The sequence below is a fragment of the Streptomyces sp. CNQ329 genome, from assembly GCF_000482585.1.
On record NZ_AXVU01000012.1, the window covers coordinates 20,439 to 45,321 of the forward strand.

The 24,883-nt window shown below is 75.6% G+C and carries 17 protein-coding genes and 1 pseudogene; 8 read left to right on the forward strand and 10 right to left on the reverse strand.

Going from position 1 to position 24,883, the window contains the following annotated elements; all coding sequences use genetic code 11:
• Window positions 1-192 precede the first annotated feature (192 nt).
• The 6 genes from I003_RS0110355 (at window position 193) to I003_RS0110380 (ending at window position 10,476) form a co-directional block, all read left to right on the forward strand.
• On the forward strand, window positions 193-3,951 hold the full coding sequence (locus I003_RS0110355) for an SCO5717 family growth-regulating ATPase (RefSeq protein WP_027771456.1): 3,759 nt from the start codon (window positions 193-195) through the stop codon (window positions 3,949-3,951).
• A gap of 334 nt (window positions 3,952-4,285) precedes the next feature.
• The gene (locus tag I003_RS0110360; protein WP_027771457.1) at window positions 4,286-6,172 is read left to right on the forward strand and encodes an ABC transporter substrate-binding protein; all 1,887 of its coding nucleotides are present in this window, start codon (window positions 4,286-4,288) and stop codon (window positions 6,170-6,172) included.
• 107 nt (window positions 6,173-6,279) lie between these two features.
• On the forward strand, window positions 6,280-7,335 hold the full coding sequence (locus tag I003_RS0110365) for an ABC transporter permease (RefSeq protein WP_027771458.1): 1,056 nt from the start codon (window positions 6,280-6,282) through the stop codon (window positions 7,333-7,335).
• Complete coding sequence (locus tag I003_RS0110370) at window positions 7,332-8,294, forward strand: ABC transporter permease (RefSeq protein WP_027771459.1); 963 nt, start codon at window positions 7,332-7,334, stop codon at window positions 8,292-8,294. The genes I003_RS0110365 and I003_RS0110370 overlap by 4 nt, the downstream gene beginning before the upstream one ends.
• Entirely contained in the window at window positions 8,291-9,268 is a 978-nt protein-coding gene (locus tag I003_RS0110375) for an ABC transporter ATP-binding protein (RefSeq protein ID WP_027771460.1), read from the forward strand. The genes I003_RS0110370 and I003_RS0110375 overlap by 4 nt, the downstream gene beginning before the upstream one ends.
• Window positions 9,265-10,476 (forward strand): ABC transporter ATP-binding protein, encoded by a 1,212-nt coding sequence (locus tag I003_RS0110380; RefSeq protein ID WP_106966271.1) that lies wholly within the window; start codon window positions 9,265-9,267, stop codon window positions 10,474-10,476. The genes I003_RS0110375 and I003_RS0110380 overlap by 4 nt, the downstream gene beginning before the upstream one ends.
• Before the next feature lie 64 nt (window positions 10,477-10,540).
• On the opposite strand, the gene I003_RS36400 is transcribed toward I003_RS0110380, so the two are convergent.
• From I003_RS36400 to rimP, 10 genes and pseudogenes are all read right to left on the reverse strand, one after another.
• The gene (locus I003_RS36400; protein ID WP_051368178.1) at window positions 10,541-11,032 is read right to left on the reverse strand and encodes a hypothetical protein; all 492 of its coding nucleotides are present in this window, start codon (window positions 11,030-11,032) and stop codon (window positions 10,541-10,543) included.
• Between the two features lie 82 nt (window positions 11,033-11,114).
• Window positions 11,115-12,059: a bifunctional riboflavin kinase/FAD synthetase gene (locus I003_RS0110390; RefSeq protein ID WP_027771462.1), complete on the reverse strand. Its 945-nt coding sequence runs from the start codon at window positions 12,057-12,059 to the stop codon at window positions 11,115-11,117.
• Between the two features lie 197 nt (window positions 12,060-12,256).
• The gene (locus I003_RS34685; protein ID WP_027771463.1) at window positions 12,257-16,252 is read right to left on the reverse strand and encodes a trypsin-like peptidase domain-containing protein; all 3,996 of its coding nucleotides are present in this window, start codon (window positions 16,250-16,252) and stop codon (window positions 12,257-12,259) included.
• Between the two features lie 150 nt (window positions 16,253-16,402).
• The gene (gene truB / locus I003_RS0110400) at window positions 16,403-17,305 is read right to left on the reverse strand and encodes a tRNA pseudouridine(55) synthase TruB (protein WP_027771464.1); all 903 of its coding nucleotides are present in this window, start codon (window positions 17,303-17,305) and stop codon (window positions 16,403-16,405) included.
• On the reverse strand, window positions 17,302-17,823 hold the full coding sequence (rbfA, locus tag I003_RS0110405) for a 30S ribosome-binding factor RbfA (protein ID WP_027771465.1): 522 nt from the start codon (window positions 17,821-17,823) through the stop codon (window positions 17,302-17,304). Before rbfA ends, truB begins: the two co-directional genes overlap by 4 nt.
• Before the next feature lie 25 nt (window positions 17,824-17,848).
• Complete coding sequence (locus I003_RS0110410; protein WP_027771466.1) at window positions 17,849-18,145, reverse strand: DUF503 domain-containing protein; 297 nt, start codon at window positions 18,143-18,145, stop codon at window positions 17,849-17,851.
• A gap of 100 nt (window positions 18,146-18,245) precedes the next feature.
• On the reverse strand, window positions 18,246-21,260 hold the full coding sequence (infB, locus tag I003_RS0110415) for a translation initiation factor IF-2 (RefSeq protein ID WP_027771467.1): 3,015 nt from the start codon (window positions 21,258-21,260) through the stop codon (window positions 18,246-18,248).
• A gap of 183 nt (window positions 21,261-21,443) precedes the next feature.
• Window positions 21,444-21,710: pseudogene (locus I003_RS34695) on the reverse strand (YlxR family protein); the annotation flags it as partial.
• Window positions 21,711-22,103: 393 nt separating this feature from the next.
• Window positions 22,104-23,090, reverse strand: coding sequence for a transcription termination factor NusA (nusA, locus tag I003_RS0110420; protein WP_027771468.1), 987 nt, complete (start codon window positions 23,088-23,090; stop codon window positions 22,104-22,106).
• Between the two features lie 2 nt (window positions 23,091-23,092).
• A complete protein-coding gene (gene rimP, locus I003_RS0110425; protein WP_027771469.1) occupies window positions 23,093-23,593 on the reverse strand; it encodes a ribosome maturation factor RimP in 501 nt (166 codons plus the stop codon).
• 103 nt (window positions 23,594-23,696) lie between these two features.
• Here rimP and I003_RS0110430 point away from each other — a divergent pair, with 103 nt between their 5' ends.
• Both I003_RS0110430 and I003_RS0110440 read left to right on the forward strand, forming a co-directional pair.
• On the forward strand, window positions 23,697-24,260 hold the full coding sequence (locus I003_RS0110430; RefSeq protein ID WP_486584170.1) for a hypothetical protein: 564 nt from the start codon (window positions 23,697-23,699) through the stop codon (window positions 24,258-24,260).
• 145 nt (window positions 24,261-24,405) lie between these two features.
• Entirely contained in the window at window positions 24,406-24,882 is a 477-nt protein-coding gene (locus tag I003_RS0110440) for a ferritin-like domain-containing protein (protein ID WP_027771471.1), read from the forward strand.
• Window position 24,883: the final 1 nt, after the last annotated feature.

Sequence of the window (24,883 nt, forward strand, 5' to 3'; positions counted from 1 at the left end):
GTCGGGCGGACGGGCCCGCGTGGGTGCGACGGCCCCCGCGGGGCCGGTGTTCTGAACGGTGACACATCCGTTGCCGATTGCGACAGTCCGGCCTGCCGACGCGCTCCGTCCTCCCCTTAGGGTGGGAGAAGCACACGGCACCGGGCAGGCGCCGGCACGACCGCCGTGGTGCGAGGGGACTCGGGAGGCACAGTGAGCAGCGATCGGGACGAGAACGGCGCGGGCCGGACCAGCCCCGATGTCGAGCGGTCCGGTACGGAACCGGAGGGTACGGGCGAGTTCACCAACAGCCCTGCTCCCGCGGCCTGGTACACGCAGGGAGTGCCGGCCCCGGGCACCAGACAGGATGAGGAGGCGGGCACCGGCTCGCCCCACGCCGGCTCCGCGATGCCCCCGTTGCCCAACGGCTTCACCGCCGCCCACGCACCGGCCCCGGGTCCGGTGCCGGAGTCGATGACGCCGCCGCCGTTCCTGCTGACGCTTCCGGACGAGCCGCCGGAGACGGGGGCGGCCGCGGAGCCCCAGCCGCCGGAGGCGGCGCCGGCGGCCGCCGGACCGGACGCCGGTGAGGACCGGGACGAGGACGAGAGCCGGGACGCGGCGTACACGGACGAGGACCGGGACGACACGTACGCGGACGAGGACGGCTCCTCGCCGCTGACGGCGGCGACGGACCCGGGTGCGGTGGCGTTCGCGGCGGAGACCGGGGAGTTCACGTCGTCCCCGGTGAGCGCCCCGAGTTGGTACGGGGGCGGCGCCGCCGCGACGCCCGCGGACGAGGACCCCGTCTCCGCCGGGCCGGAGACGGACGACGAGCCCGCCGAAGCCGCGGCGCGGTCCGCGGACACGACGGCCGACGCGGACGACGACGGGGAGAGCTCCGAGGGGTCCGGCGACGCCGAGACGGCCGGCGACGACGGTCCCGGGGACGACGCCCTGCCCGAACCGGCGGTTGCCGCGCAGCCGGACGAGGACTCCCTCCCGGAGCCGGACCAGGCCGCGCGGCCGGACGAGGACGACGGGGCCGACGACACCTGGCACAGCACCGACTCGGAGTCGGGGTGGCCCTTCCCGTCCGCGAGCACGCCCGCGGACCGGACGGCGGACGACGACGCACAGACCGCCGCGACCGCGGACATCGAGGAGACCCCCGAGGCGGAGCCGGAGGTGTCCGGCAGCGAGCCGCAGAGCGGCACCGACTGGAACGGCACCGCCGCGCCGGCCGCGGACGCCGGCGAGGGGCCCGCCGCGCAGACGGCGGACGACGACGAGGCCGCCGCGTCGCCGGAGACGACCGGTGCCCCGCCCGGCGGCGACTGGCGGAGCAGCACGGCCGAGGCCGACACCGACGAGTCCGCCGCGTCGGGGTCCGCGTGGCCCGCCTTCGCCGGCACTCCGGAGTCCGCTGACACCGGGACCGGCACGTCGGGCGGCGGCGCCGGGGCGCCCGAGGCCGGCGCCGCCTGGCCGCCCCTGCCCGCGACGCCGACCGCGGCGGAGCCGGACACCGGTGACGCACCAGCGCCCGCCGCGTCCGCCTTCCCCGCACCGCAGTTCGCGCCGCCCCCGCGGCCGGACGCCGACGACGCGGGTACGCCCGCCCCGTACCCGGACGACGCCACGCGCACGCTGACCCCGCTCGTCGCCCACGCGGCGCCCGGCACGGCGCAGGTCGACCGTGAGGAGGACGACGACGCGCAGGGCGAGCCGGACAGGGGCGACGTGGTGAGCGGCGCGACCATGCGCTTCTCGCCCGCCTCGCTGCGCGCCCAGGCCGCCGCGGCCGAGGAGCGTACGCCCGCGGACGACGAGCCGAACGACGCGGTGCCCGCCGCCGCCGAGGTGCAGGACCGGGTGCCGGCCGACGCCGCGCCCGCCCGCGACGACGAGCCGCAGGACGCGCCGCCGCAGGCCAGCCCGTACGTGACGGACCGCGCCCCGGCCGGGGCCAACCCGTGGGCGCCCGCGCCCGCCCCCGGCGAGTCCGCCTCGCCGACGGCGCTGCCGCCGCTGCCCCCGCAGTTCCCCGCCGCCGAGCCGCAGCGCCCCGCGGCGGCGGACCTGCCGTCCGGCCCACCGCCCGCCGCGGGCGCGCCGTGGCAGTCGCCCGGCGAGCCGCCCGCACCCGAGCAGCAGGCGCCGCAGCCGCCCGCGGCTCCCCCGGCGGCGCCCTCCGCCCCGCCTGCCGCCGCGCCGCCCCAGCAGCCGTATCCGGCCCAGCCCGCTCCGGGCGCCCTCCAGCCCGGCGCCGCGGAGGCCCCGGCCTCGCCCGCGCCGGCGACGCCGCCCGGCGCCCCCGGCGCGCAGTCCGTGCCCGGCAGCCGGCTCCCCGCACCGCACACCCCGCCCGCGCCCGGCGCGCCCGGCGAGACGCCCCGTTCCGGGCCCGCCGCGGAGCCGCCGCCCGGCTGGACGGTGGCATCGCCCTCCGGCGTGCCCGTACCGCCGGCCGGCCAGCAGCCCGACGCCCAGGCCCCGCAGGGCGGTTACGGCTGGCCCCAGCCCGGCGCCCAACCCGGCCAGCAGGGGCAGCAGGGCCAGCAGAACCAGCCGGGTCATCAGGGCCACGCGGCACAGCCGGGACACCAGCCCGGACAGCCCGGCGCCTACCCGGGGCCGCCCGGCCAGCCCCCGCAGCAGGCCCAGCCCGGCCAGCAGCCCGGACAGCCGGGCCACCAGCCCCCGGGCCTTCCGCCCGCCGGCGGCTCGCAGCCCGGCGCCCCGGGCCAGGGAGCCCTCTCCCCCGCCACGTCCCCGGCGCCGCCGCCCCAGCCCGGTGGCGACCCGCGGTCCGGTGGCTGGCCCGACGTCACGCCCGAGCAGCGCCGCCAGCCGGTGCACAACGCTCCGCTCGGCTACACCGCCGCGGTCGAGCTGTCCTCCGACCAGCTCCTGCACGACAAGCACAAGCCGCAGCGCAAGTCGGAGCGCGGCGGCCTGTCCCGGTTCAAGCTCGGCGGCAAGGCGGCCGAGGAGGAGCGGCAGCGCAAGATCGCCCTCGTGCGCACGCCGGTGCTGTCCTGCTACCGCATCGCGGTGATCTCCCTCAAGGGCGGCGTCGGCAAGACCACGACCACCACCGCGCTCGGCGCGACCCTCGCCGCCGAGCGGCAGGACAAGGTCATCGCGATCGACGCCAACCCGGACGCCGGCACGCTGGGCCGCCGGGTGCGCCGCGAGACCGGCGCGACGATCCGCGACCTGGTGACGGCGATCCCGTACCTGAACAGCTACATGGACATCCGCCGGTTCACCTCGCAGGCGCCGTCCGGCCTGGAGATCCTGGCCAACGACGTCGACCCGGCGGTCTCCACGACGTTCAACGACGAGGACTACCGGCGCGTCATCGACGTCCTCGGCAAGCAGTACCCGGTGATTCTCACCGACTCGGGCACGGGTCTGCTCTACAGCGCCATGCGCGGGGTGCTCGACCTCGCCGATCAGCTCATCGTCGTGGCAACGCCGTCCGTCGACGGCGCGTCCAGCGCCAGCACCACGCTGGACTGGCTGCACGCCCACGGCTACGCCGACCTGGTGACGCGGAGCATCACGGTCATCTCCGGGGTCCGTGAGACCGCCAAGATGATCAAGATCGACGACATCGTCAACCACTTCAAGCAGCGCACCCGCGCGGTGCAGGTGATCCCGTTCGACGAGCACCTGTCGGCGGGCGCCGAGCTGGACCTGTCGATGATGCGGCCGAAGACCAAGGAGGCCTACTTCAACCTCGCCGCGCTCGTCGCCGAGGACTTCACCCGCGCCCAGCAGGCACAGGGCCTGTGGACCGGCGAGGGCGGCCAGCAGCCGCCGCACGCGATGCCGCCGCTGCCCGGCCAGTCCGGCGGCGGGTACGGCGCGGGCGGGGGATACCCGGGCGGAGGCGGCTATCCGGGTGGCGCGCCCGGCACCGGCCCGTCGCAGGCGCAGTCCGGCCCGAGCCCGTACGGGTGACGCCCTCCGCGCGCCCGTCGGCGGCCCCGGCGGCGGGTCGCCCCGGGGTGCCACCGGCGCAGCGGCCAGCGCAAACGCGCGCGCCCGGCGCGCGCGGCGCCGCCGCGCGCCGGGCCGGCCCCGGACGGCCGCCCGCCCGGCCTGCCGCCATTGGGTTGAACCACTGAGGCCCGCAGCCTTTTTGAAGGCGCGGGCCTCATTCGCGTTTCAGCCGGGTATCGCCCTCGTACATGCCGGTCATGGTCGTTGACATGTTTAGACCAACCTCGCTAGACAGACCCGACCGCCAGGCCGGTCAGCCGGCATCCCGCCCCCCTTCAGCCCGCGAGGTGTCATGCAGCCCATCGACGACAACGCCTTGACGCCCGGTCCACTCCGCCGACCTGTCCCCGCCGCCCGCCCCGGCCGCCGGCTGCGCCGCGCGCTCTGCGCGGGCGTCGCGGCTCTCGCGCTCATCGGCGCCGCCGCAGTCGGCCCGGCGGCGGCCGAGTCCGCCCAGGACGACGACGCCGGCAGCGGCGACAAGAAGGTCCTGACGGCCGCCGTCGCGCAGAGCGTCGACTCCCTCAGCCCTTTCCTCGCGGTCACCCTCGTGGCCACGAGCCTGAACCGGCTCATGTACGACTCCCTCGTCAACTACGACGTCAAGACGCAGGAGCCCATCCCGGGGCTGGCCGAGAAGTGGGAGCCCTCGAACGCGGGCAAGACGTGGACGTACACCATCCGTGACGGGGTGAAGTGGTCCGACGGCGAACCGCTGACCGCCGAGGACGCCCGCTGGACGTTCCACACGATGATGACCGACGAGGCCGCCGGCGCGGCCAACGGCTCGTACGTCGCCAACTTCGCGAAGGTCTCGGCGCCCGACGCGCGCACGCTCGTCGTGGAGCTGAAGGAGCCGCAGGCCACGATGAACTCGATGGACCTGCCGATCGTGCCCAAGCACGTCTGGCAGGACATCGGCGACCTCGGGAAGTTCAACAACGACGAGGACTTCCCGGTCGTCGGCAGCGGCCCGTACGTGCTCACGGCCTTCAAGACCGACTCGCATGTCACCTTCGAGCCCAACGAGAACTTCTGGCGGGGCAAGCCGAAGTTCGACGAGCTGACGTTCAAGTACTACAAGGAGACCGACGCCGCCGTCGCCGCCCTGCGCAAGGGCGAGGTGTCCTTCGTGCCCGACCTGACGCCGGCGCACGCCGCTTCGCTGAAGGGCCGTTCCGACATCAAGGTCAACGACGGCCAGGGCCGGCGCTTCTGGGCCATCGCCACCAACCCCGGGGCGCGGGACACCGAGGGCCGCAGGTTCGGTGACGGCCATCCGGCGCTGCACGACCCGCGGGTGCGCGAGGCGCTGTTCCTCGCCGTGGACCGCACGGAGATCGTGGACAAGGTGCTCCAGGGGCACGGCGTCGAGGGCGAGGGCTACATCCCGCCGCGCTTCGCCGACTACCACTGGAAGCCGTCGGCCGAGCAGAAGAAGGGCTACGACCCCGAGAAGGCGGCGCGACTGCTGGACCGGGCGGGCTACGAGCTCAAGGACGGCAAGCGCGTCGGCAAGGACGGCAAGCCGCTGAACTTCCGCATGCTGTGCCACGCCACCGACCCCAAGGACAAGGCGGCGGGCAAGTTCCTGGAGGAGTGGTGGGGCGCGCTGGGCATCGGCCTGGACCTGCAGTGCCTGGACAACGTCGGCGACCCGTGGGTGGCCGGTGAGTACGACCTCGCCTTCGACGGCTGGTCGGTCAACCCCGACCCGGACTTCGTCCTGGCCATCCACACCTGCGCCGCGCTGCCGGAATCCGAGGACGTCGTCGGGCAGACGGACAACTTCATCTGCAACAAGGAGTACGACCGGCTCTACGCCGAGCAACTCGCCGCGTACGACGACCCGGCCAAGCGCGCGGAGATAGTCCGGGAGATGCAGTCGGTGCTCTACGACACCGGGTACATGAACGTGCTCGCGTACCCGAACTCCGTGGAGGCGTACCGTACCGACCACATCGAGTCGATCACCGCGATGCCCGCCGGCAACGGCAACATCTGGGGCCAGGACGGCTCCTGGAGCTGGGCCACCGCGGTCCCCGCCGCCGAGGCGTCCGACGACGGCGGCTCGGCGACGGGCGTGGTGCTCGGCGGCGGCGCGGCCGTCGTGGTGGCGGTCGCGGCGGGTGTGGTCTTCACGCTGCGCCGCCGGGCCACCGCGGAGGACCGCGAGTAGCCCGTACGCGCCCGCCGCGGGGTGCCCCACCGCCCGAGCCCCATCCCGTCACCGCACGCGACGCACCGCCACGCACCCCCGGACGGCACCCCAGCAAAGCGAGGGCCATGTCTACGGCAGACGCACCCGTCACCCCCGCCGCCGTGAAAACGGCGCCCGGCGCCCGCGGCTCCGCGGGCAGTTCCCGCCGCGCCTACCTCAGCTACGTGGCGGGCAAGCTCGCCGGCGCCGCGGTCTCCCTCTTCGCCATCCTCGTCACCAGCTTCTTCCTCTTCCGGATCATCCCCGGCGATCCGGTCAAGACGATGACGCACGGCCGCAAGGTCGACGCCGAGCAACTCGCCGCGCTGCGCCGGCAGTACGGTCTCGACCTGCCGCTGTGGGAGCAGTTCACGCGCTACGTCGGCGACGCGCTCACCGGTGACCTCGGCGACTCGTACCAGTTCAACGAGCCGGTGCTCGACCTCATCCGGGAGCGTGTGCCGGCCACCCTGCTGCTCACCGGCACCGCCGTGGTGCTCTACAGCGCGCTCGGCCTGTGGCTGGGCACCCGGGCCGCCTGGCGGCACGGCGGGCTCGGCGACAAGGTCAACACGGGCGTCGCGCTCACCCTGTGGTCGGTGCCGCACTTCTGGCTCGGGATGCTGCTCATCATCGTCTTCTCCGTCGGCATCGGCCCCATCCCCGGGCTCTTCCCCACCGGCGGCATGGAGTCGGGCGGCGAGCACGGCATCGCCTACGTCGTGGACGTGATCCACCACATGCTCCTGCCCGTGCTCACCCTCGTGGCCGCGAGCTACGCGCAGACGCTTCTGGTCATGCGCTCCTCGCTGCTCGACGAGATGGGCAGCGACTATCTGACGGCCGCCCGCGCCAAGGGACTGCGCGACGACCTCGTACGCCGCCGGCACGCCGTCCCGAACGCGATGCTCCCGACGATCACGCTGGTCTTCGTCAACCTCGGCTTCATCGCGGCCGGCTCCATCCTGGTGGAGACGGTCTTCTCCTGGCCGGGCCTGGGCGGGCTGTTCTACCACGCGCTGAGCGTCCCCGACCTGCCGCTGATTCAGGGTCTGTTCATCGTCTACGCGGGCTCGATGATCCTGGCGAGCGTGGTCGCCGACCTGATCTATCCGCTGTTCGATCCCCGGGTGGGCCGATGAGTACCGACGCACTGGGCGAGGGGCCGGGCCCGAAGCCCACCGTCCCGCCCGCCGCAGAACCCGCGACCACCGACCCGCGGGCGCTTGCCCGCGCCCGCCGGCGCCGGTCGGCGGCCCGCTTCTGGCGCGCGTACCGCCGGCAGCGCGCGGGGCTCGTGGGTCTGGCCGCGCTCATCGTCATCGGCTGCGTGGCGCTGGCCGCGCCGCTGCTCGTCGGCGCCGACGCCGACAGCGTCACCGACGCGCCGGGCACGGCCCTGGAAAACCCCAGCACGACGTTCCCGCTGGGCACCGACCAGTTCGGCCGCCCGGTGCTCGACCTCTTGGTCCACGGGGCACGCATCTCGCTCACCGTCGGGCTGCTGGCCGCCGCGCTGACCGTCGGCATCGGCACCCTCGTCGGGATGATCGCCGGCCACTACGGCGGCTGGCTGTCCGGCGTGATCATGCGCGTCACGGACTTCTTCCTCGTCATGCCGACGCTGGTGCTGGCGATCGTGCTGGCGACGGTGATGTCCCGGTCGGTCACCACCGTCATCATCGCCATCGGCGTGGCCGCCTGGCCCAAGACCGCCCGGCTGGTCCGGGCGCAGACGCTGGCCATCGAGGCGCGCCCGTACGTCGAACGCGCCCGGGCCCTCGGCGGCGGACACCTCCACATCATGCTCCGGCACGTGCTGCCGAACGTGATGCCGCTGGTCCTCGCCCAGACCACGCTGGTCATCTCCGAGGCCATCCTCACCGAGGCCACACTGGCGTTCCTCGGCCTCGGCGACCCGCAGGTCGTCTCGTGGGGCGGCATGCTCCAGGACGCCCGCGAGGCGGGCGCGATCAGCTCCGGGCACTGGTCGTTCCTGGTGCCCCCGGGCATCGCCATCGCAGTGGTCGCCCTTAGCTTCACGCTGTCCGGCCGGGCGCTGGAGTCCGTGCTCAACCCGAAGCTGGGGGTGGCGAAGTGACGCTCCTCGACGTGCGCGACCTGCACGTGACGTACGGTACGGGCACCGGGGCCGTCCCCGCGGTACGCGGTGTCGACCTCAGCCTGGCCGCCGGACAGAAGCTCGGCCTCGCCGGTGAGTCGGGCTGCGGCAAGTCGACCCTGGCGCTGGCGCTGCTGCGGCTGCTGCCGCGTTCGGCGCGGCTGAGCGGGGAGATCCTGCTCGACGGAGAGGACGTGCTCACCATGTCGTGGGGACGGCTGCGCGCGGTGCGCTGGGCGGGCGCCTCGATCGTCTTCCAGGGCGCGATGCACTCCCTGAACGCCGTCCACCGCGTACGCGACCAGATCGCCGAGCCGATCCTGCTGCACCGGCTGGAGACCTCCCAGGCAGCGGCCCGGCGGCGGGCCGAAGGGCTGCTGGAGCAGGTCGGGCTGCCGGCCGCCCGCGGCGGCGCGTACCCGCACGAACTGTCCGGCGGGCAGCGGCAGCGGGTGATGATCGCGATGGCGCTGGCGTGCGACCCGCGGCTGATCGTCGCCGACGAGCCGACGACGGCGCTGGACGTGATGATCCAGGCCCAGATCCTGCGGCTCATCGAGCGGCTCGTCGCCGACCAGGGCATCAGCCTGCTGATGATCAGCCACGACCTGGCGGTGCTCTCCGACACCTGCGACCGGCTCGCCGTCATGTACGCGGGCCGGATCGTCGAGGAGGGCCCGGCGCATCGGGTGTTCGCGGCGGCGGAGCACCCGTACAGCGGCGCGCTGGCGGCGGCGTTCCCGGCCGTCGGCCGCGCCTCGGACCGCCGCGCGCCCCAGGGGCTGCCCGGCGACCCGCCGGACCCGGCCCGGCTGCCGCCGGGCTGCGCGTTCCACCCGCGCTGCCCGGTGGCGCTGGAGACGTGCGCGGCGGACGACCCGCGGCTGCGGGAGGCGGGACCGGGTCGGCGGGCGGCGTGCGTACACGTGGACAGCGTCAAGGAGGCACGGTGAACGGGGAGTCGGCGGAGACGGCGAAGGACGCGGGGGCGGAGGCCGTACGGGCGGACGAGCCGGCGGCGGTACGGGGCGAGGGAGAGGCGCGCGCACGCAGGGACGCGCCGGACGCGGCGGACGGGGGCGTCGCCCAGGACGGCGGCGGCGCGGACGGGGGCGTGGCCAAGGACACCGTCGTGCGCAAGGACCCGGCCGAGGCGCCCGTACCCGGCGACGGCGCCGCCGCCGAGCCGCTGCTCGCCGCCTCCGGGCTGCGGATCGTCTTCCCCGGGCGGCACGGCGCGCCCGCCGCGCGGGCGGTCGACGGCGTGAACCTGGCTCTCGGCGCGGGCGAGATCGTCGCCCTCGTCGGCGAGTCCGGCTGCGGCAAGACCACCCTGGCCCGGGCGCTTCTCGGCCTCGTCCGCCCCACGGCCGGCGAGGTGTCGTTCCGCGGCTCGCCCCTGTCGTACGGCAGCAGGGCGCTCAAGGCGTACCGGCGGCGCGCGCAGCTCGTGCTCCAGGACCCCAGCGGATCGCTCAACCCGCGGCACACCGTCTACGACGCCGTCGCCGAGGGCCTGCGCATCCACGGCCACCGCGGCGACGAACGCGCCGTCGTGGCCTCCGCGCTCTCCCGCGCCGGGCTGCGCCCGCCGGAGCGGTTCTTCCTGCGCTACCCCCACGAGCTGTCCGGCGGGCAGCGGCAGCGCGTCGTCATCGCCGGCGCGCTCGTCCTCGACCCGGAACTGATCGTCGCCGACGAGCCGGTGGCGTCGCTCGACGCCTCGGTGCGCGGCGAGATCCTGGCGCTGCTGCTGCGGCTCCGCGACCAACTGGGGCTGTCCGCGCTCGTCGTCACGCACGACCTGGGGCTGGCGTGGAACATCGCGGACCGGGTGGCGGTCATGTACCTGGGCCGGATCGTGGAGGCGGGACCGGTGGAGGAGGTGCTGACCGCGCCGCGGCACCCGTACACGAAGGCGCTGCTGTCGGTGCTGCCGGAGTCGGGGACGGCGCCGGTGGTGCTCACCGGCGAGCCGCCGGACCCGGCGCGGATCCCGGACGGCTGCCGCTTCCACGCCCGCTGCCAGCACCTCGCCTCCGGCGAGGCGGCCTCGGCGGGCGTCGCCGACGCCTGCCGCGCCACGGACCTGCCGGTACTGGACGGCACCCGCCCGGGGGTGGCCTGCCACCTCACCGCGACGACGACCTCGCCGACGTGACACCGCCTACGGGCCGCCGCCCCTGACCGGCCCAAAACGGACGCCGCCACCGGCCGGACCGGTGTCAGTCGCAGCCGACGCCGTCACCGTCCCGGTCGAGGCCGTGGGGGTCGCTGCCCCCGACCCACACGGGCCCCGGCAGATCCGCGCAGTCGAGGTCGGGGCCGGGCGGCGGGCCGTCCGGGTACCCGGAGTCGTTGCCGCCGTCCCCGGCCGGGTCCGAGCGGGCGCCGCCGTCCTGCGGCGGATCGGCGGTGACGGTCTCCGTCTCGGTCACCTCCACCTCGACCGTCCTGGTCTTGGTGACCGTGGGCGCGGGCTCCGGCCGGGCGGTGACCGTTGCGGTCGACTCGACCGTGGCCGTCGCGGTCGGCGCCGCTCCCGCGCCGTCCGCTTCGCCGGAGCCGCCGCCGACGGCGGCTCCGGCGCCGAAGACGGCGACGACACCGACCGCGACGACGGCGATCCGGATCCTGCGGTGCTGCCGGGACGGGCCCGGGGCCGGCGCGGGCCGGTAAGGGCCGTCGGGCTGGTGCGGATATGGCGAGTTACTCATCGTCCCCCCTGCAGATGTGTGCGGGCGGGGACAGTAACGGCGTTCTACGCGTGTCCGGCAGGGGCCGGACGGCCCCATACCCTCACCGGCCGGAGGTCATGTCGCGGCAGGCGTTCACGTCGCGGCGCATCTGGGTCTTCAGGTCCTCGACCGTCTCGAAGCGTTCCTGGCCGCGGACGAAGGCGAAGAAGTCGACCGCCACGTGCATCCCGTACAGGTCGAGGTCGTCGCGGTCCAGCGCGTACGCCTCCACCGTCCGGTCCGTGCCGTCGAACTGCGGGTTCGTGCCCACCGAGATCGCCGCCGGCATCCGTTCGCCGGCGGCGTCCAGCCAGCCCGCGTACACCCCGTCCGCGGGGATCGCGGTATGCGGGAGGGTCTCCAGATTGGCCGTCGGGAAGCCCAGTTCCCGGCCGCGTTGCGCGCCCCGTACGACGATGCCCTCGACCCGGTGCGGGCGGCCCAGCACCTCCGCCGCCCCCTCGACGTCGCCCTCGGCGATCAGCCGGCGGGCGAGGGTGGAGGAGAACGGCTCGCCGCCGCCCGCCGCGCCGCTGACCTGGAGGTCGACGACGTCCACCGTGTAGTCGTAGGTCTCGCCGAGCGAGGCGAGGAACGCGACGTCGCCGGCGGCCTTGTGGCCGAAGCGGAAGTTGGGTCCCTCCACCACGCACGTCGCGTGCAGCTTGTCGACCAGCACCTTGACCACGAAGTCCGCCGGCGACAGCTTCGAGAACTCCGCGGTGAACGGCAGGATCAGCAGCGCGTCCACGCCGAGCTCCGCCATCAGCTCCGCCCGCCGGTGGTGCGCGGCCAGCAGCGGCGGGTGACTGCCGGGGCGTACGACCTCCATCGGATGCGGGTCGAAGGTCACGACGACCGCCTGCACGCCCAGCTCCCGGGCTCGCTCCACCGTCCGGCCGATGATGAGCTGGTGGCCGCGGTGCACGCCGTCGAACGAGCCGATGGTGACGACGCTGCGCCCCCACCCCTCGGGGATGTCCTCCAAGCCATGCCAGCGCTGCACTGTGCCCGCTCCTCGGTCCGCCGTTGTCATGCCTGCCCCGTGCAGGATCGTGGAAGACAAGACTGCCATGCTCGGGCCCCGGTGGAGGACCCGGGCGCCGGTCGGCCCGGCGGGACGGCCGGTTTCGTGCCGCGGGGCGCGGGGTGCGTACCGGCGCCGCCGTCTCCGGCACTCGCGCGCCCCGCACGTCCGCGTGTTCAGCACGCGCGCCGCGGGTGGGACGTCCCCACGGCGAGCTGCGCGCTCGGGCCCAGCAGCACGGCCCAGGTGTCCGGGTCCGCGGCCAGCCAGCCGCGCAGGTGCTCCGCGAACGCGGGCAGCTCGGCGGCGAGCGCCACCAGCCGCCGGTCGAAGACCGCCGCCCCCTCGGGGGTACTGGACAGCAGCAGTCCGATGCGCTGGACGAGGTCGCGTGTGCCCCGCTCCGCGCGCCCGGCCGCCGTACGGCCCACCGCGGCGAGCAGGGCGTCGAGCACGGCGGGTTCGCGCTCGCGGTCCAGCAGGAGGGCCAGCAGTTCGCGGCGCGGCGCGCACGAGGTGCGGGTGCCGGGGTCCGCGGCGACCGGCGCGAGTGCGCGGCGTACCACCGGCGAGTACGCGGTCAGCAGTTCCACGGCGAGCGGCAGGAGGACGGCGTGGTCGTCCTGCCCGTGTTCCAGCCGGCGGTCGACGAAGTCGGCGGCGGCCACGGCGCCTTCGGGGTGGTGGCCGACGTACTCGCGGACGAGGTCCGCGGCGCTGCGCGCCAGCTCCGGGGCGGGCGTGCGGACGTGCGCGAGGGTGTGCAGCACGTCGGCGGCGTTGCTGCCGGCCCGGTGGAGACGCGCCCGGAAGGCGTCGAGCACGGGGCCGGGATGGGTGGCGAGCGCGGGGGCGAAGTCGGCGGGGGCGAGATGCGGGTCGTCGGCGGCGAACAGGTCCAGGGCGCGGGCGAGGTGCGCGGTGCGGACGGCGGGATCGCGGAGGAGGACGGCGAGGGCGGGGCCGTGGAGGGTGTCGTCGGTCCGGGCGAGCAGGGCCTGCGCGGCGCCGCGCAGCAGCGCGCGGTCGGCGGCGTCACGGGCGTGCCGGGCGGTCGCCGGGGCGTACGTGGCGGCGGCGGCCCGCCGTGTCGCGCGGGGGTCGCGTGCCCAGCGTTCCACGGCGCGGCACAGGGCGGACGGCTCGTCCTCGGCGAGCGCGGCGAGGAGTTCGCCGGCGCGCGGGTGGGGGGCGGCGACGAGGGCGTCGGCGAGATCCTCGGCGGCGCGGGCGCGGTGGGTGTGGAGGAGCGCCTGCGCGGCGTCGGCGACGGTGGCCCCCTCGGCGGCAAGGGCGCGTTCGTCGTGGAACCAGGTGATGAGGAGCGGCTGTGCGGCGGCCGGCTCGGCGTGCAGCAGCTCTCCCGCGGCGGTCAGGTACGCGGACGGGCGGCGGGGGTCCGCCGGCACGAGGCGGCGCAGCAGGTCCAGGCGGTCGGCGAGCGGGAGGGGCAGCCGGGTGAGGAACGACGGGCCGAAGGGGGCGAGCACACCGGGAAGCAGGGCGATCCCGCCGACGCGGGCGGCGTGGCCGGCGACGCGGGCGGCGAGGCGCCGGAGCACCTGCCGGTACGGGCGGGCGTCGGGCACGCGCAGCAGGATCCCGGCGAGCAGGTGGGCGGCCCACCAGCCGCCGTCGGCCTCGGTGTGCGGGCCGTCCCCGGCCTCCGGGAACGCCGGGCGGCGGCCGGCCGCGGCGTCGGCGACGGCCAGCAGGTCCGTCAGCCGCCGGCCCAGCTCCGTGCACCCGTGCCGCCGCTCCAGCAGGAGCAGCGCCTCGACGCACGCACCGATCCGGTGCGGCGGCACCGGCAGTGCGCGCCGGCCGGCGCCGCCGTCCGCGGCGGACGGCAGGTCACCGGGGCGCCAGCGCTCGGACGTGCGGTGCACGAGCACGGCGAGGGCGGCGTCGACGTCAAGGTGCGCGCCCTGCAGCCAGTCGGCGAACTCCTCGTACGCGAAGCGGTACCCGGCGCCCGCGGGCACCAGCAGCCCTTCGTCGAGCACCGCGGAGGCCCATCCGGTGAGCCCGGCGAGACGGTCGGGCACCCGCCACGGGAACAGCTCCTCGAACGCCGCCCGCTCCAACTCCCCCTGCCCGGGCCCCAGACACCGCCGCGCCGCCTCGTGCACCTGTCCCGCGACGTACGCGGCCAGCCGCCCGACGGCGGCACCCCGGGGAGCGGCGGGACCGGCGTTGCGGGCGAGCCGCTCGGCGATGCGCAGGCAGACGAGCGCGAGAAAGGACTCGTACACCTCCCACCGCCGCGGCGTCCCGCCGCGTCCGCAGCGGGCGGAGGCCGCCGGGCCCGGACCCGGTGCACACGGCTTGGGCCCGGACGGCACCGGGCTCCCGGCAGCGGCCTGGTCCGCGGTCTCTGCCGAACCCGCGCGGATTGCCGCGGGCTCCGCCCCGGGCCGGCCCGGCGCCGGCGTCCCGTCCGCCTCACGGGCCGAGGCAATCGAAGCAGCGTCCGCTCCCGGCGCCGGGTCCCCCGCCGGCCGGCCCGGTCCGTCCCCGTCCGGCTCCCCTCTTCCGGCCGTGCCGCTCTCCTCCTCCCCGCTCTCCCGCGGCAGCGCTCCGCGTACCTCCGCCAGCAGCCGCAGCGTCAGCGGATGACGGGCGTCCGCCGGGTGGAGGGCGGTGGCGGGAATGTCGTAGCGGGTGCGGGCCTGGGCCGCCTCCGCCGGGGTGAAGTCCCCCAGCGGTACGCACGGCGGCAGCGTGTCCGGCGCCCGCCGCCCCGCGTGCAGCATCCCCGCCGGGAACAGTGCGCCCGCCCGCTCCCAGAACTCCGGCCGGCACGCCAGCACCAGCCGTACGCCGTGCTCGTCCAGCCACTGCGCCGTGTGCGCCGTCCAGTCCCCCAGCGCCTGCGCGAGTACCGGCGGCATCTCCTCCGGGGCGTCGAGCATGACCAGCAACGGCCGCCCGGCGTCGTGTGCTTGCGCGGCGACCGCCTCCGGCGTCGCCGTCGCCGGGTCACCGGCGCACCCGTCGGTGCCCGCCGCCGCGGTCACCACCCGGGCGGCGGCGCGCAGCGCCCGCGCCACGGCATCCCGTACACCCGCGTCCGCGACCTTCAGATCCGCGCCGCGCAGCCGCACCGAGGGCGCCGGGGCCGCACCGGCGGCGCGGCGGGCGGCGAGCCCGGCGAGTTCGGTGGACCGTCCGGTGCCGGGCTCGCCGACGAGGGCGAGGACAGGCGCGGCGCCGGCGGAGAACCGCCCCCACTCCACGCCCACCTCGCGCCGCTCCACGGGCGGCCCCCACGCGGGCGCCCGAAGGCCCCCGGCGCCCGCGCCGGCAGGGACATTCCGCGCTTCCGCGACACCACCCGCGCGGGCGGCTCGCCCGCCGTCACCCGCGACAACCGCTCCCCCCGCTCCCGCGGCACCGCGGAGGAACCCGGCGGCTCCCGCACCCCGGTCCGCAGCCGCGGCTCCCCCGCCTCCCCCGAAACCCCCGGCGCCCGCGACCGCACAGGCACCCGCCACCCCCAGCTCGACCGCCCCCGCCGGGTTCAGGTCCCGCCCGTACGCCGCCACCTGCGCCCCGCTCCGGTCCAGGGCGCCCGCCAGCGTCCCCGCCGCGTCGTCCGCCGCCCCGCGCAGCGGTACCGCGTGGGCCACCCCGCCGCGGTCCGCGTGCAGCGCGGTGCCGACCACGGCGACCACCGCGCCGCTCGCGGCGTCCAGCACCGGCGCACCGCTCCCCTCACCGCCCACGTGCAGCGACTCGTGCGAGGCGAGAGCGAGTTGCAGCACCCCCTCGACGAGGTGGTAGCGGTCGGTGGCGGTGTACGTGGCCGTGGTCGCGGCCACCGTCCGCCCCGGCACCCGCGCGCGGGGCAGCGCGACGGCCACCTCCGTGCCGTCGTCGGGCACCGCGGCGGCGAGCGCGAACGGCCGGGCGCCGGCCAGCCCCCGGGCCCGTACGACCGCGAGGTCGGCGCCCGGCAGCGACGTGACGTCCCAGGACTCGATCAGCCAGGTGTGCACGTCACCGGGGGCGTGGAGGACCAGCCGGGCGAGCCCGTCCACGGCCTCGTGGCTGGTGAGCACGGTGCCCTCGGCGTCCACGAGAAATCCGGTGCCCCGCGGGCGGCCGGCGAGGTCGCGGATGCGTACGACGGTGCCGGGCGCGCGCGGTGGCGGTGATGAATGCGGCAACGGCCAGCCTCCCCGGGTGAGCCCCAGGGCATGGCTTGCCACCGGCTGATCACCGGAAACGAGGAGGGCCGCGATGCGCCCCCGAGGGCCACCCGTTCGGCCTAACGCGGGGCACCGCGGGACGGCGCACCCGCCTCGTGGCTCCGCGGACTACGCGAACACCGCCAGGGCCCTGGCCCGTCCCCCGTCCGGCTCCACCAAGGCCAGGAACCGCCCGTCGGGACCGAACACCGCGTTCGGGCCCTCCGCCAGCCCCGCCGGCGCCGCCACCCGCACGCCGTGCGACAGCAGCCGTGCCTGCTCGGCGTCGACGTCCCAGCGCGGGAAGGCCGCCGCCGCGGCGTCGCCGATCGGCAGTACGTCGAGCCGCTCCTCCAACTGCTCCAGCGTGCGGGCCCCGTCCAGCCCGTACGGGCCGACGCGGGTGCGGCGCAGCGCCGTGAGGTGGCCGCCGACGCCCAGGCCGGCGCCGAGGTCCCGGGCGAGGGCGCGGATGTACGTGCCCGAGGAGCACGCCACCGTGACGTCCAGGTCCGTCACCCGCGTGCCGTCCCCGGCCGTCGCCGCCCGCACCTCGTGCAGCACGAACGTGCTGACGGTCACCGGCCGGGCGGGCAGCTCCACGGCCTCGCCGTCCAGCACCCGCTTGTACGACCGCTTGCCGTCCACCTTGATCGCGCTGACGGCCGACGGGACCTGCATGATGTCGCCGGTCAGCCCGGCGATCGCGGCGTCGACGGCGCCGGGCGGAAGGTCACCGGCGTCGGCACCGGCGGTGACGTCGCCCTCGGCGTCGTCGGTGACCGTCGTCTGACCGAGCCGGATCGTGGCCCGGTACTCCTTGTCGGTGAGCGCGAGATGGCCCAGCAGCCGGGTCGCCTTCTCCACGCCGACGACGAGCACGCCCGTCGCCATCGGGTCCAGCGTCCCGGCGTGGCCGACGCGCCGGGTACGGGCCAGCCGGCGCAGCAGGCCGACCACGTCGTGCGAGGTCAGCCCGGCCGGCTTGTCGACGATGACGAGGCCGTCCGGACCTGTCGGCTTTCCCTTCATGCCCCCGCCGGGCCCCCGTCCGCACCGCCGCGCACCGCGCCGGAGCCGGCCTCGCCGGCGTCCGGGCCGGACTCGTCGTCGTCCGCGTCGTCCTCGTCCCGGTCCCGCTTGTACGGATCCGCCCCCGCCGCGTACTCCGCGCCCGCGGCGACGCTGCGCACCTTCTCGTCCTGGAGCCGGGCGCGCTCCAGGACGTCGTCGATGTTCTTGGCGTTCTCGGGCAGCGCGTCCGGCACGAACGCCAGCGTGGGGGTGAACTTCACCCCGGCGGCGGCGCCGACGGCGGAGCGCAGCACGCCCTTGGCGCTCTCCAGCCCCTGCGCCGCCTGCGCCCGCTCCTCGTCGTCGCCGTACACCGTGTAGAAGACGGTCGCCTCCCGCAGGTCACCGGTGACGCGCGTGTCGGTGATGGTCACCCGGGAGCCGAGCCGCGGGTCCTTGATCCCCCGCTGCAGCTTCTCGGCCACGACCTCACGGATGAGGTCCGCCAAGCGCTTCGCCCGTGCGTTGTCGGCCACTGGTCCGTCTCCTTGCCCAGTCGTTCTACTCGTCGTCTTCGTGGTGGATCCGCCGCCGTACGGTCAGCAGTTCCACCTCCGGCCGGGCGGCGAGCATCCGCTCGCACCGGTCCAGCGTCTCGGTGAGGTGCCCGGCGTCCCCGGAGACCGTCGCCAGACCGATCACGGTCCGGCGGTACAGATCCTGGTGCCCGACCTCCGCGGCGGTCACCGCGTACTTGCGGATCAGCTCCGCGACGATCGGGCGGACGACGGAGCGCTTCTCCTTCAGCGACCGTACGTCGCCGAGGAGGAAGTCGCAGGAAAGCGTCCCTACGTACACGTGTGTCCGGATCACCCGCCGGTACGGGATATACGGGATGGAGTGGCGGCGAGGGGGCGGCCCTTCGCGAAGGGCCGCCCCCTGCCGACGGTGCTGCTGATCAGGCGCGCGGCTTCTCGCGCATCTCGTACGTCGCGATGACGTCGTCCACCTTGATGTCGTTGTAGTTTCCGAGGTTGATACCGCCCTCGAAGCCTTCGCGGATCTCGGTGACGTCGTCCTTGAAGCGGCGCAGACCCTCGATGTTGAGGTTCTCCGCGACCACCTTGCCGTCGCGGATGACCCGGGCCTTGGTGTTGCGCCTGACCTCGCCGGAGCGGATGAGCACACCGGCGATGTTGCCCAGCTTGGAGGAGCGGAAGACCTCGCGGATCTCGGCGGTGCCGAGCTCCACCTCCTCGTACTCCGGCTTGAGCATGCCCTTCAGCGCGGCCTCGATCTCCTCGATGACCTGGTAGATCACCGAGTAGTACCGGACGTCGACGCCCTCGCGCTCGGCCATCTGCGTCGCCCGGCCCTCGGCGCGGACGTTGAAGCCGATCACGATCGCATCCGAGCCCGTGGCCAGGTCGATGTCGGTCTCGGTGACCGCACCCACACCGCGGTGCAGCACGCGCAGGTCGACCTCTTCACCGACGTCCAGCTGCATGAGCGAGGACTCCAGCGCCTCGACGGAACCCGCCGCGTCGCCCTTGATGATGAGGTTGAGCTGCTGCACTTCGCCGGCCTTGAGCACCTTGTCCAGGTCCTCCAGCGACACCCGGCGGGTGCGCTTGGCGAAGGCGGCGTTGCGCTCGCGCGCGGCGCGCTTCTCGGCGATCTGGCGGGCCGTACGGTCCTCCTCGACCACCAGGAAGTTGTCCCCGGCGCCGGGGACGCTGGTCAGACCGAGCACCTGGGCGGGGGTCGAGGGACCGGCCTCGTCCAGGGGGTTGCCCAGGTCGTCGAGCATGGCCCGCACGCGGCCGTAGGCGTCGCCGACGACCATCGTGTCCCCGACCCGCAGCGTGCCGCGCTGGACCAGCACGGTGGCCACGGCGCCGCGACCGCGGTCGAGGTGTGCCTCGATCGCGATGCCCTCGGCGTCCTGCTTCGGGTTCGCGCGCAGGTCCAGGCTGGCGTCCGCGGTGAGGACGACGGCCTCCAGCAGGTCCTCGATGTGCAGGCCCTGCTTGGCGGAGATGTCGACGAACATCGTCTCGCCGCCGTACTCCTCGGCCACCAGCCCGTACTCGGTGAGCTGGCCGCGCACCTTCGACGGGTCCGCGCCCTCGACGTCGATCTTGTTGACCGCGACGACGATCGGCACGTCGGCCGCCTTGGCGTGGTTCAGCGCCTCGACCGTCTGCGGCATCACGCCGTCGTTGGCCGCGACCACGAGGATCGCGATGTCGGTCGCCTTCGCACCGCGGGCACGCATGGCGGTGAACGCCTCGTGACCCGGGGTGTCGATGAAGGTGATCCGGCGCTCCTCGCCGTTGACGTCGGTCGCCACCTGGTACGCGCCGATGTGCTGGGTGATGCCGCCGGCCTCGCCCTCCAGGACGTTGGTCTTGCGGATCGCGTCCAGCAGGCGCGTCTTGCCGTGGTCGACGTGACCCATGACGGTGACCACCGGGGGCCGCGCCACGAGCGCTTCCTCGCCGCCCTCGTCCTCGCCGAACTCGATGTCGAAGGACTCGAGCAGCTCGCGGTCCTCCTCCTCCGGGCTGACGACCTGGACGGTGTAGTTCATCTCCTCGCCCAGGAGGTGCAGCGTCTCGTCGGAGACGGACTGCGTGGCGGTGACCATCTCGCCCAGGTTGAACATCACCTGGACCAGGGACGCCGGGTTGGCGTTGATCTTCTCCGCGAAGTCGGTGAGCGACGCGCCGCGGGAGAGACGAACCGTCTCGCCCTTGCCGCGCGGAAGCATCACGCCGCCGATGGACGGCGCCTGCATCTGCTCGTACTCCTGGCGGCGCTGCCGCTTCGACTTGCGACCGCGGCGCGCCGGACCGCCCGGACGCCCGAAGGCACCCTGCGTGCCGCCGCGGCCACCGGGACCGCCGGGACGGCCGCCGAAGCCGGGACGGCCACCGCCGCCACCGCCGGGACGACCGCCGAAGCCGCCGCCACCGCCGCCGCCACCGGGACGGCCGCCGAAGCCGCCGCCACCGCCGGGACGACCGCCGCCACCGCCGCCGCCCGGACGACCGCCGGGACCGCCGCCCGGACGGCCACCGCCGCCGGGACGACCGCCGGCCGGGGCGCCGGGGCGCCCGCCGGGGGCGGGACGCTGCGGCATCATGCCGGGGTTCGGGCGCGGCCCGCCGGGACGCGGACCGCCGCCCTGGCCGCCCTGCGGCCGGGGCATGCCGCCCGGGGTGGGCCGGGAGCCGCCCGGCGCCTGCGGACGCGGGCCGGCACCCTGCGCGCCGCCCTGGCCGCCACCGGGGCGGGGGGCCTGCGGACGCGGGGCCTGCGGGCGGGCCATGCCGGTGGAGCCGCTGGACGTGAACGGGTTGTTCCCCGGGCGCGGGCCCGCGGGCCGGCCGCCGGGGCGCGGGCCGGGCGCACCGGTGCGCCCGCCGCCGGGACGGCCGCCGCCACCGGGCTGGCCACCGCCCTGGGCGCCGCCGCCACGCGCGGGGGCGGGCGGGCGCGGACCCGGCTTCGCGCCGGGCTTCGGGGCGCCGCCGCGGTCCGCGGCGGGAGGCGCGGTGAACTCCGGAGCCTCGGGCGCCGGGGCCTTCTGGGCCGGCGGGGTCGGGCCCGGAGCCGGACGGGGCGCCGGGGTGGGCGCGGGCCTGCCGGCGTCGGCCCCGGGGCGCGGCGCGGGCTTGCGCTCCGCGGCCTGCTCGGGCCTGACGGGGGCGGGCTTCGCCGCGGGTGCGCCGGGGACGCCGGGCTTGGCGGCGGCCTTCTTCTTCGGCGCGGCGGGCTTGCCGGCGGGCTTGGCCGCAGCCGAGCCGTTGCCGGACTGGAATGCATCAGTCAGTTTGCGTACGACCGGCGCCTCGATGGTCGAGGACGCCGAGCGGACGAATTCGCCAAGCTCTTGGAGCTTGGCCATGACGACCTTGCTCTCAACTCCGAACTCCTTGGCGAGTTCGTATACCCGGACCTTAGCCACTTCGCTCCTTCTGGTCCGGGGGTGTCCGCCGGACCGTCGCTACTTCTGCATGGGCGTACTCATCGCGTACTCATCGAGTGCTCATCGCAATCTCGACCCACTTCCGACTCGCGAGGTACCTGGCCGCGCGGGGTTCCGCGCGGCGCTCGTGTTCTTCGTGCTCATGTCTGCCTCCACGGCCTGCTGCTCCACGAAACGGTCCACGTCCTCGGTGCCGAGCGGGCCCCGGGCCCGCAGGGCCCGGGCGAACGCCCGGCGGCGGACCGCCAGGTCGAGGCATGCCTTGACGGGGTGCAGATATGCACCCCGGCCGGGCAGCGTACCGCGGGGATCGGGGACGCACGCGCCGCCGACCTCCACCACACGCAGCAGATCGCCTTTGGTCGCACGCACCCGGCACCCCACGCAGGTGCGCTCGGGGCAGCCCCGGGCGCGCGTCCGGCCAGACACGCTCAAGTCTACCTCCACGACCGACGGACACCCGCCTCGGGGGCCAATCGAACGGCTGTTTTCACCCAGGGCGGCGCGCACCCCGCGGCGGGGCCGACGATACGTGATCTAGGCCCGGCGATGCGACCCGGTTTTCCGGGACGCCCACCGGCCCGGAGGGCGCGGAGGCGGGCCGCCCGGGCCCGCGCACGGACGCCTGCCGCGGACCGCCCGGCGGGCGGGGGTCCGGCCGGCGGAGCCGGGGTCACACCGGCGTGGGGGCGAGCGGCGCCCCGCACCGCCGGGCCGCCGCACCGGGGGAGCGCATCCAGAGGGCGCATCCGGGGCCGCCGGGCGCCGTGCCGTCGGCCCGCACGCGAGCGGCGTGAGAGCCGGGGCACGCCGGCGCGGGTCTCAGCCCGCCGACGGCTCCGTGTCCGGGCGGATGTCGATGCGCCAGCCGGTCAGCCGGGCCGCCAGCCGGGCGTTCTGGCCTTCCTTGCCGATCGCCAGCGAGAGCTGGTAATCCGGCACCGTCACCCGCGCCGAGCGGGCCGCCAGGTCCACGATGTCGACCTTGGTCACCCGGGCCGGCGACAGCGCGTTGGCGACCAGATCCGCCGGGTCGTCGGACCAGTCGACGATGTCGATCTTCTCGCCGCCCAGCTCGGCCATCACGTTGCGCACCCGGCCGCCCATCGGCCCGATGCAGGCGCCCTTCGCGTTCAGCCCGGAGCGCGTGGACCGTACCGCGATCTTCGTGCGGTGCCCGGCCTCGCGGGCGATGGCGGCGATCTCCACCGAGCCGTCGCCGATCTCCGGCACCTCCAGCGCGAAGAGCTTCTTCACCAGGTTCGGGTGGGTGCGCGAGAGGGTCACCGACGGGCCGCGTACGCCCTTGGTCACCCGCACCACGTAGGTGCGCAGCCGGGTGCCGTGCGAGTAGTCCTCGCCCGGCACCTGCTCCTGCACCGGCAGGATGGCCTCCAGCCGGCCGATGTCGACCAGCACGTTGTTCGGGTCCTTGCCCTGCTGCACGACTCCCGTGACGATGTCGCCCTCACGGCCCGCGTACTCACCGAAGGTGACCTCCTCCTCGGCATCCCGCAACCGCTGCAGGATGACCTGCTTCGCCGTGGTGGCGGCGATCCGGCCGAAACCCGACGGGGTGTCGTCGAACTCCCGCGCCTCCCCGCCCTCCGGCACGTCCTCCGGGTCCTCCTTGGCCCATACCGTCACGTGCCCGGTGTCCCGGTTCAGCTCCACGCGGGCCTGCTGGCGGCTGCCCTCGGTGCGGTGGTAGGCGATGAGGAGGGCCGACTCGATGGCCTCGACCAGCAGGTCGAAGGAGATCTCCTTCTCCCGCACCAAGCCGCGCAGGGCGCTCATGTCGATGTCCACGGCTACGAGCCCTCCTCGTCCTTCGTCACCTTGCGGTTGAACTCGATCTCGACCCGGGCCCCGGCGATCTCGCCGAACTCCAGCCGCCGGGTGACGGGCTTGCGCCCCTTCACCCCCGGCACCTGGAGGTCGACTCCCGCGTCGTCCACCGCGGTGATGCGTCCCACGACCTCGCCGCCCTCCCGTAGCCGCACCTTGACCAAACGGTCCGCGGCACGACGGTAGTGGCGCGGCTGCGTCAGCGGGCGGTCGGCACCCGGAGACGTGACTTCCAGGACATACGGCCGATCGCCCATGGCGTCGGAGGCGTCAAGCTCCTCCGCGACACGCCGGCTCAACTCCGCACAGGTGTCCAGTCCGACGCCGCCGTCGGCGTCGACCACGACCCGCAGGACACGCCGCCTTCCCGCCGGGGTCAGCACGATCTCCTCCAAATCGAGGTCGCGCTCCTTGACGAGCGGCTCCAGGAGATCCCGCAGCCTCTCGTTCTGGGTGGTGCTCATCCGGGTGACTCCTCGGCCGCGTGTGCTGTTGTGTGACGTCACGTGTCCGGTCAAAGCGTATCCGCTCCGCGACCTGTGCGTTGCCCACCGGTACGCTCGGCTCGTGCGGATCAAGGGACTCCCGGCGAGAAGGACCGTGCTGGCCGGTGCCGCCGTGCTGGCGGCGACAGGCACCACCGCAGGCTGTTCCGGAGCCGGCGGCGACGGCGAGGACGCCGACGCCGCGGGTACCGAACGGCTCCGGCGCCGCGCCGCGGACGAGTCGCGCAGGCTGCTGCGCCGCTACGACGCGACGACCGCGGCGCACCCCGCCCTGGCCGCGGCGCTCGAACCGCTGCGCACGGACGTGGCGCGGCACGTGGCCGCGCTGGCCCGCGGCCTGGCTCCGGACACCCGCGCCGCGTCGCCGGGCCCGGGCGCGGGCGCCGAGGGAGGGGAGGAAGCCGGCGACCGCGCCGACGCCGCGCCGCCGCCGGCGAAGAAGCGCGGCGAGGCGGTGCCCGCCGACCCGGCGCAGGCCGTCGCCGCGCTGGTCACCGCGGAGAAGCGCACCGCCGGCTCCCACACCGCCGCCCTGACCGCGGCCCCGGGCGAGTTCGCGGGCCTGCTGGCGTCGGTCGCCGCCGCGGGCGCGGCCCACGTCTACCTCCTCGGGGAAATGGCGTGAACGTTCCGGCCGTGATCCGGCGCCGCGGCGGGAGCGCCCCGGGCGGGCCGGCCGCCTCGCGCCGGGTCCCCGGCGGCGACATGAGCCGTACGAAGCACGGCGGCCGGCCCGCGGGCCGTGCCCGTCCGGTACCCCAGGAGGCACCGTGAGCGAACCGTCCGACGAGGCCCGCGCCGCGGCGCAGCGCGCGCTGGCCGCCGAGCACGCCGCCGTCTACGGCTACGGCGTCGTCGGCGCCCACGCCGGCGGCCTGGCCGGCCAGGCGCGCGCCGGCTACGACGCCCACCGCGCCCGCCGCGACGCCCTCAGCCGCGTCGTCACCGACCTCGGTGACCGGCCGCAGCCCGCCGCCGCCGCCTACGCACTGCCCTTCACGGTGCCCGACGAGGCCGCCGCCGTACGCCTGGCCACCGAGCTGGAGGACCGGATCGCGGGCAGCTACGCCGACCTCGTACGGGCCACGGAGGGCGATCTGCGCCGCGACGCGGCGGCGGCGCTGCGCGAGGCGGCGGTCCGGGCGGCACGCTGGCGCGGCGGGAGCGTAGCCTTCCCTGGGCTGACCGAACGCACGCCCGACACCGCACCCGCGGGCCGGCAGGAGGGCACCGGCCGCACGGACTGAC

Excerpts from the sequence above, each read along its gene's own strand:
- I003_RS0110360 (WP_027771457.1), top strand. The coding sequence starts at position 4,286 with ATGCAGCCCATCGACGACAACGCCTTGACGCCCGGTCCACTCCGCCGA.
- I003_RS0110365 (WP_027771458.1), top strand. The coding sequence starts at position 6,280 with ATGTCTACGGCAGACGCACCCGTCACCCCCGCCGCCGTGAAAACGGCG.
- I003_RS0110370 (WP_027771459.1), top strand. The coding sequence starts at position 7,332 with ATGAGTACCGACGCACTGGGCGAGGGGCCGGGCCCGAAGCCCACCGTC.
- I003_RS36400 (WP_051368178.1), bottom strand. The coding sequence starts at position 11,032 with ATGAGTAACTCGCCATATCCGCACCAGCCCGACGGCCCTTACCGGCCC.
- truB (WP_027771464.1), bottom strand. The coding sequence starts at position 17,305 with ATGAAGGGAAAGCCGACAGGTCCGGACGGCCTCGTCATCGTCGACAAG.
- rimP (WP_027771469.1), bottom strand. The coding sequence starts at position 23,593 with ATGAGCACCACCCAGAACGAGAGGCTGCGGGATCTCCTGGAGCCGCTC.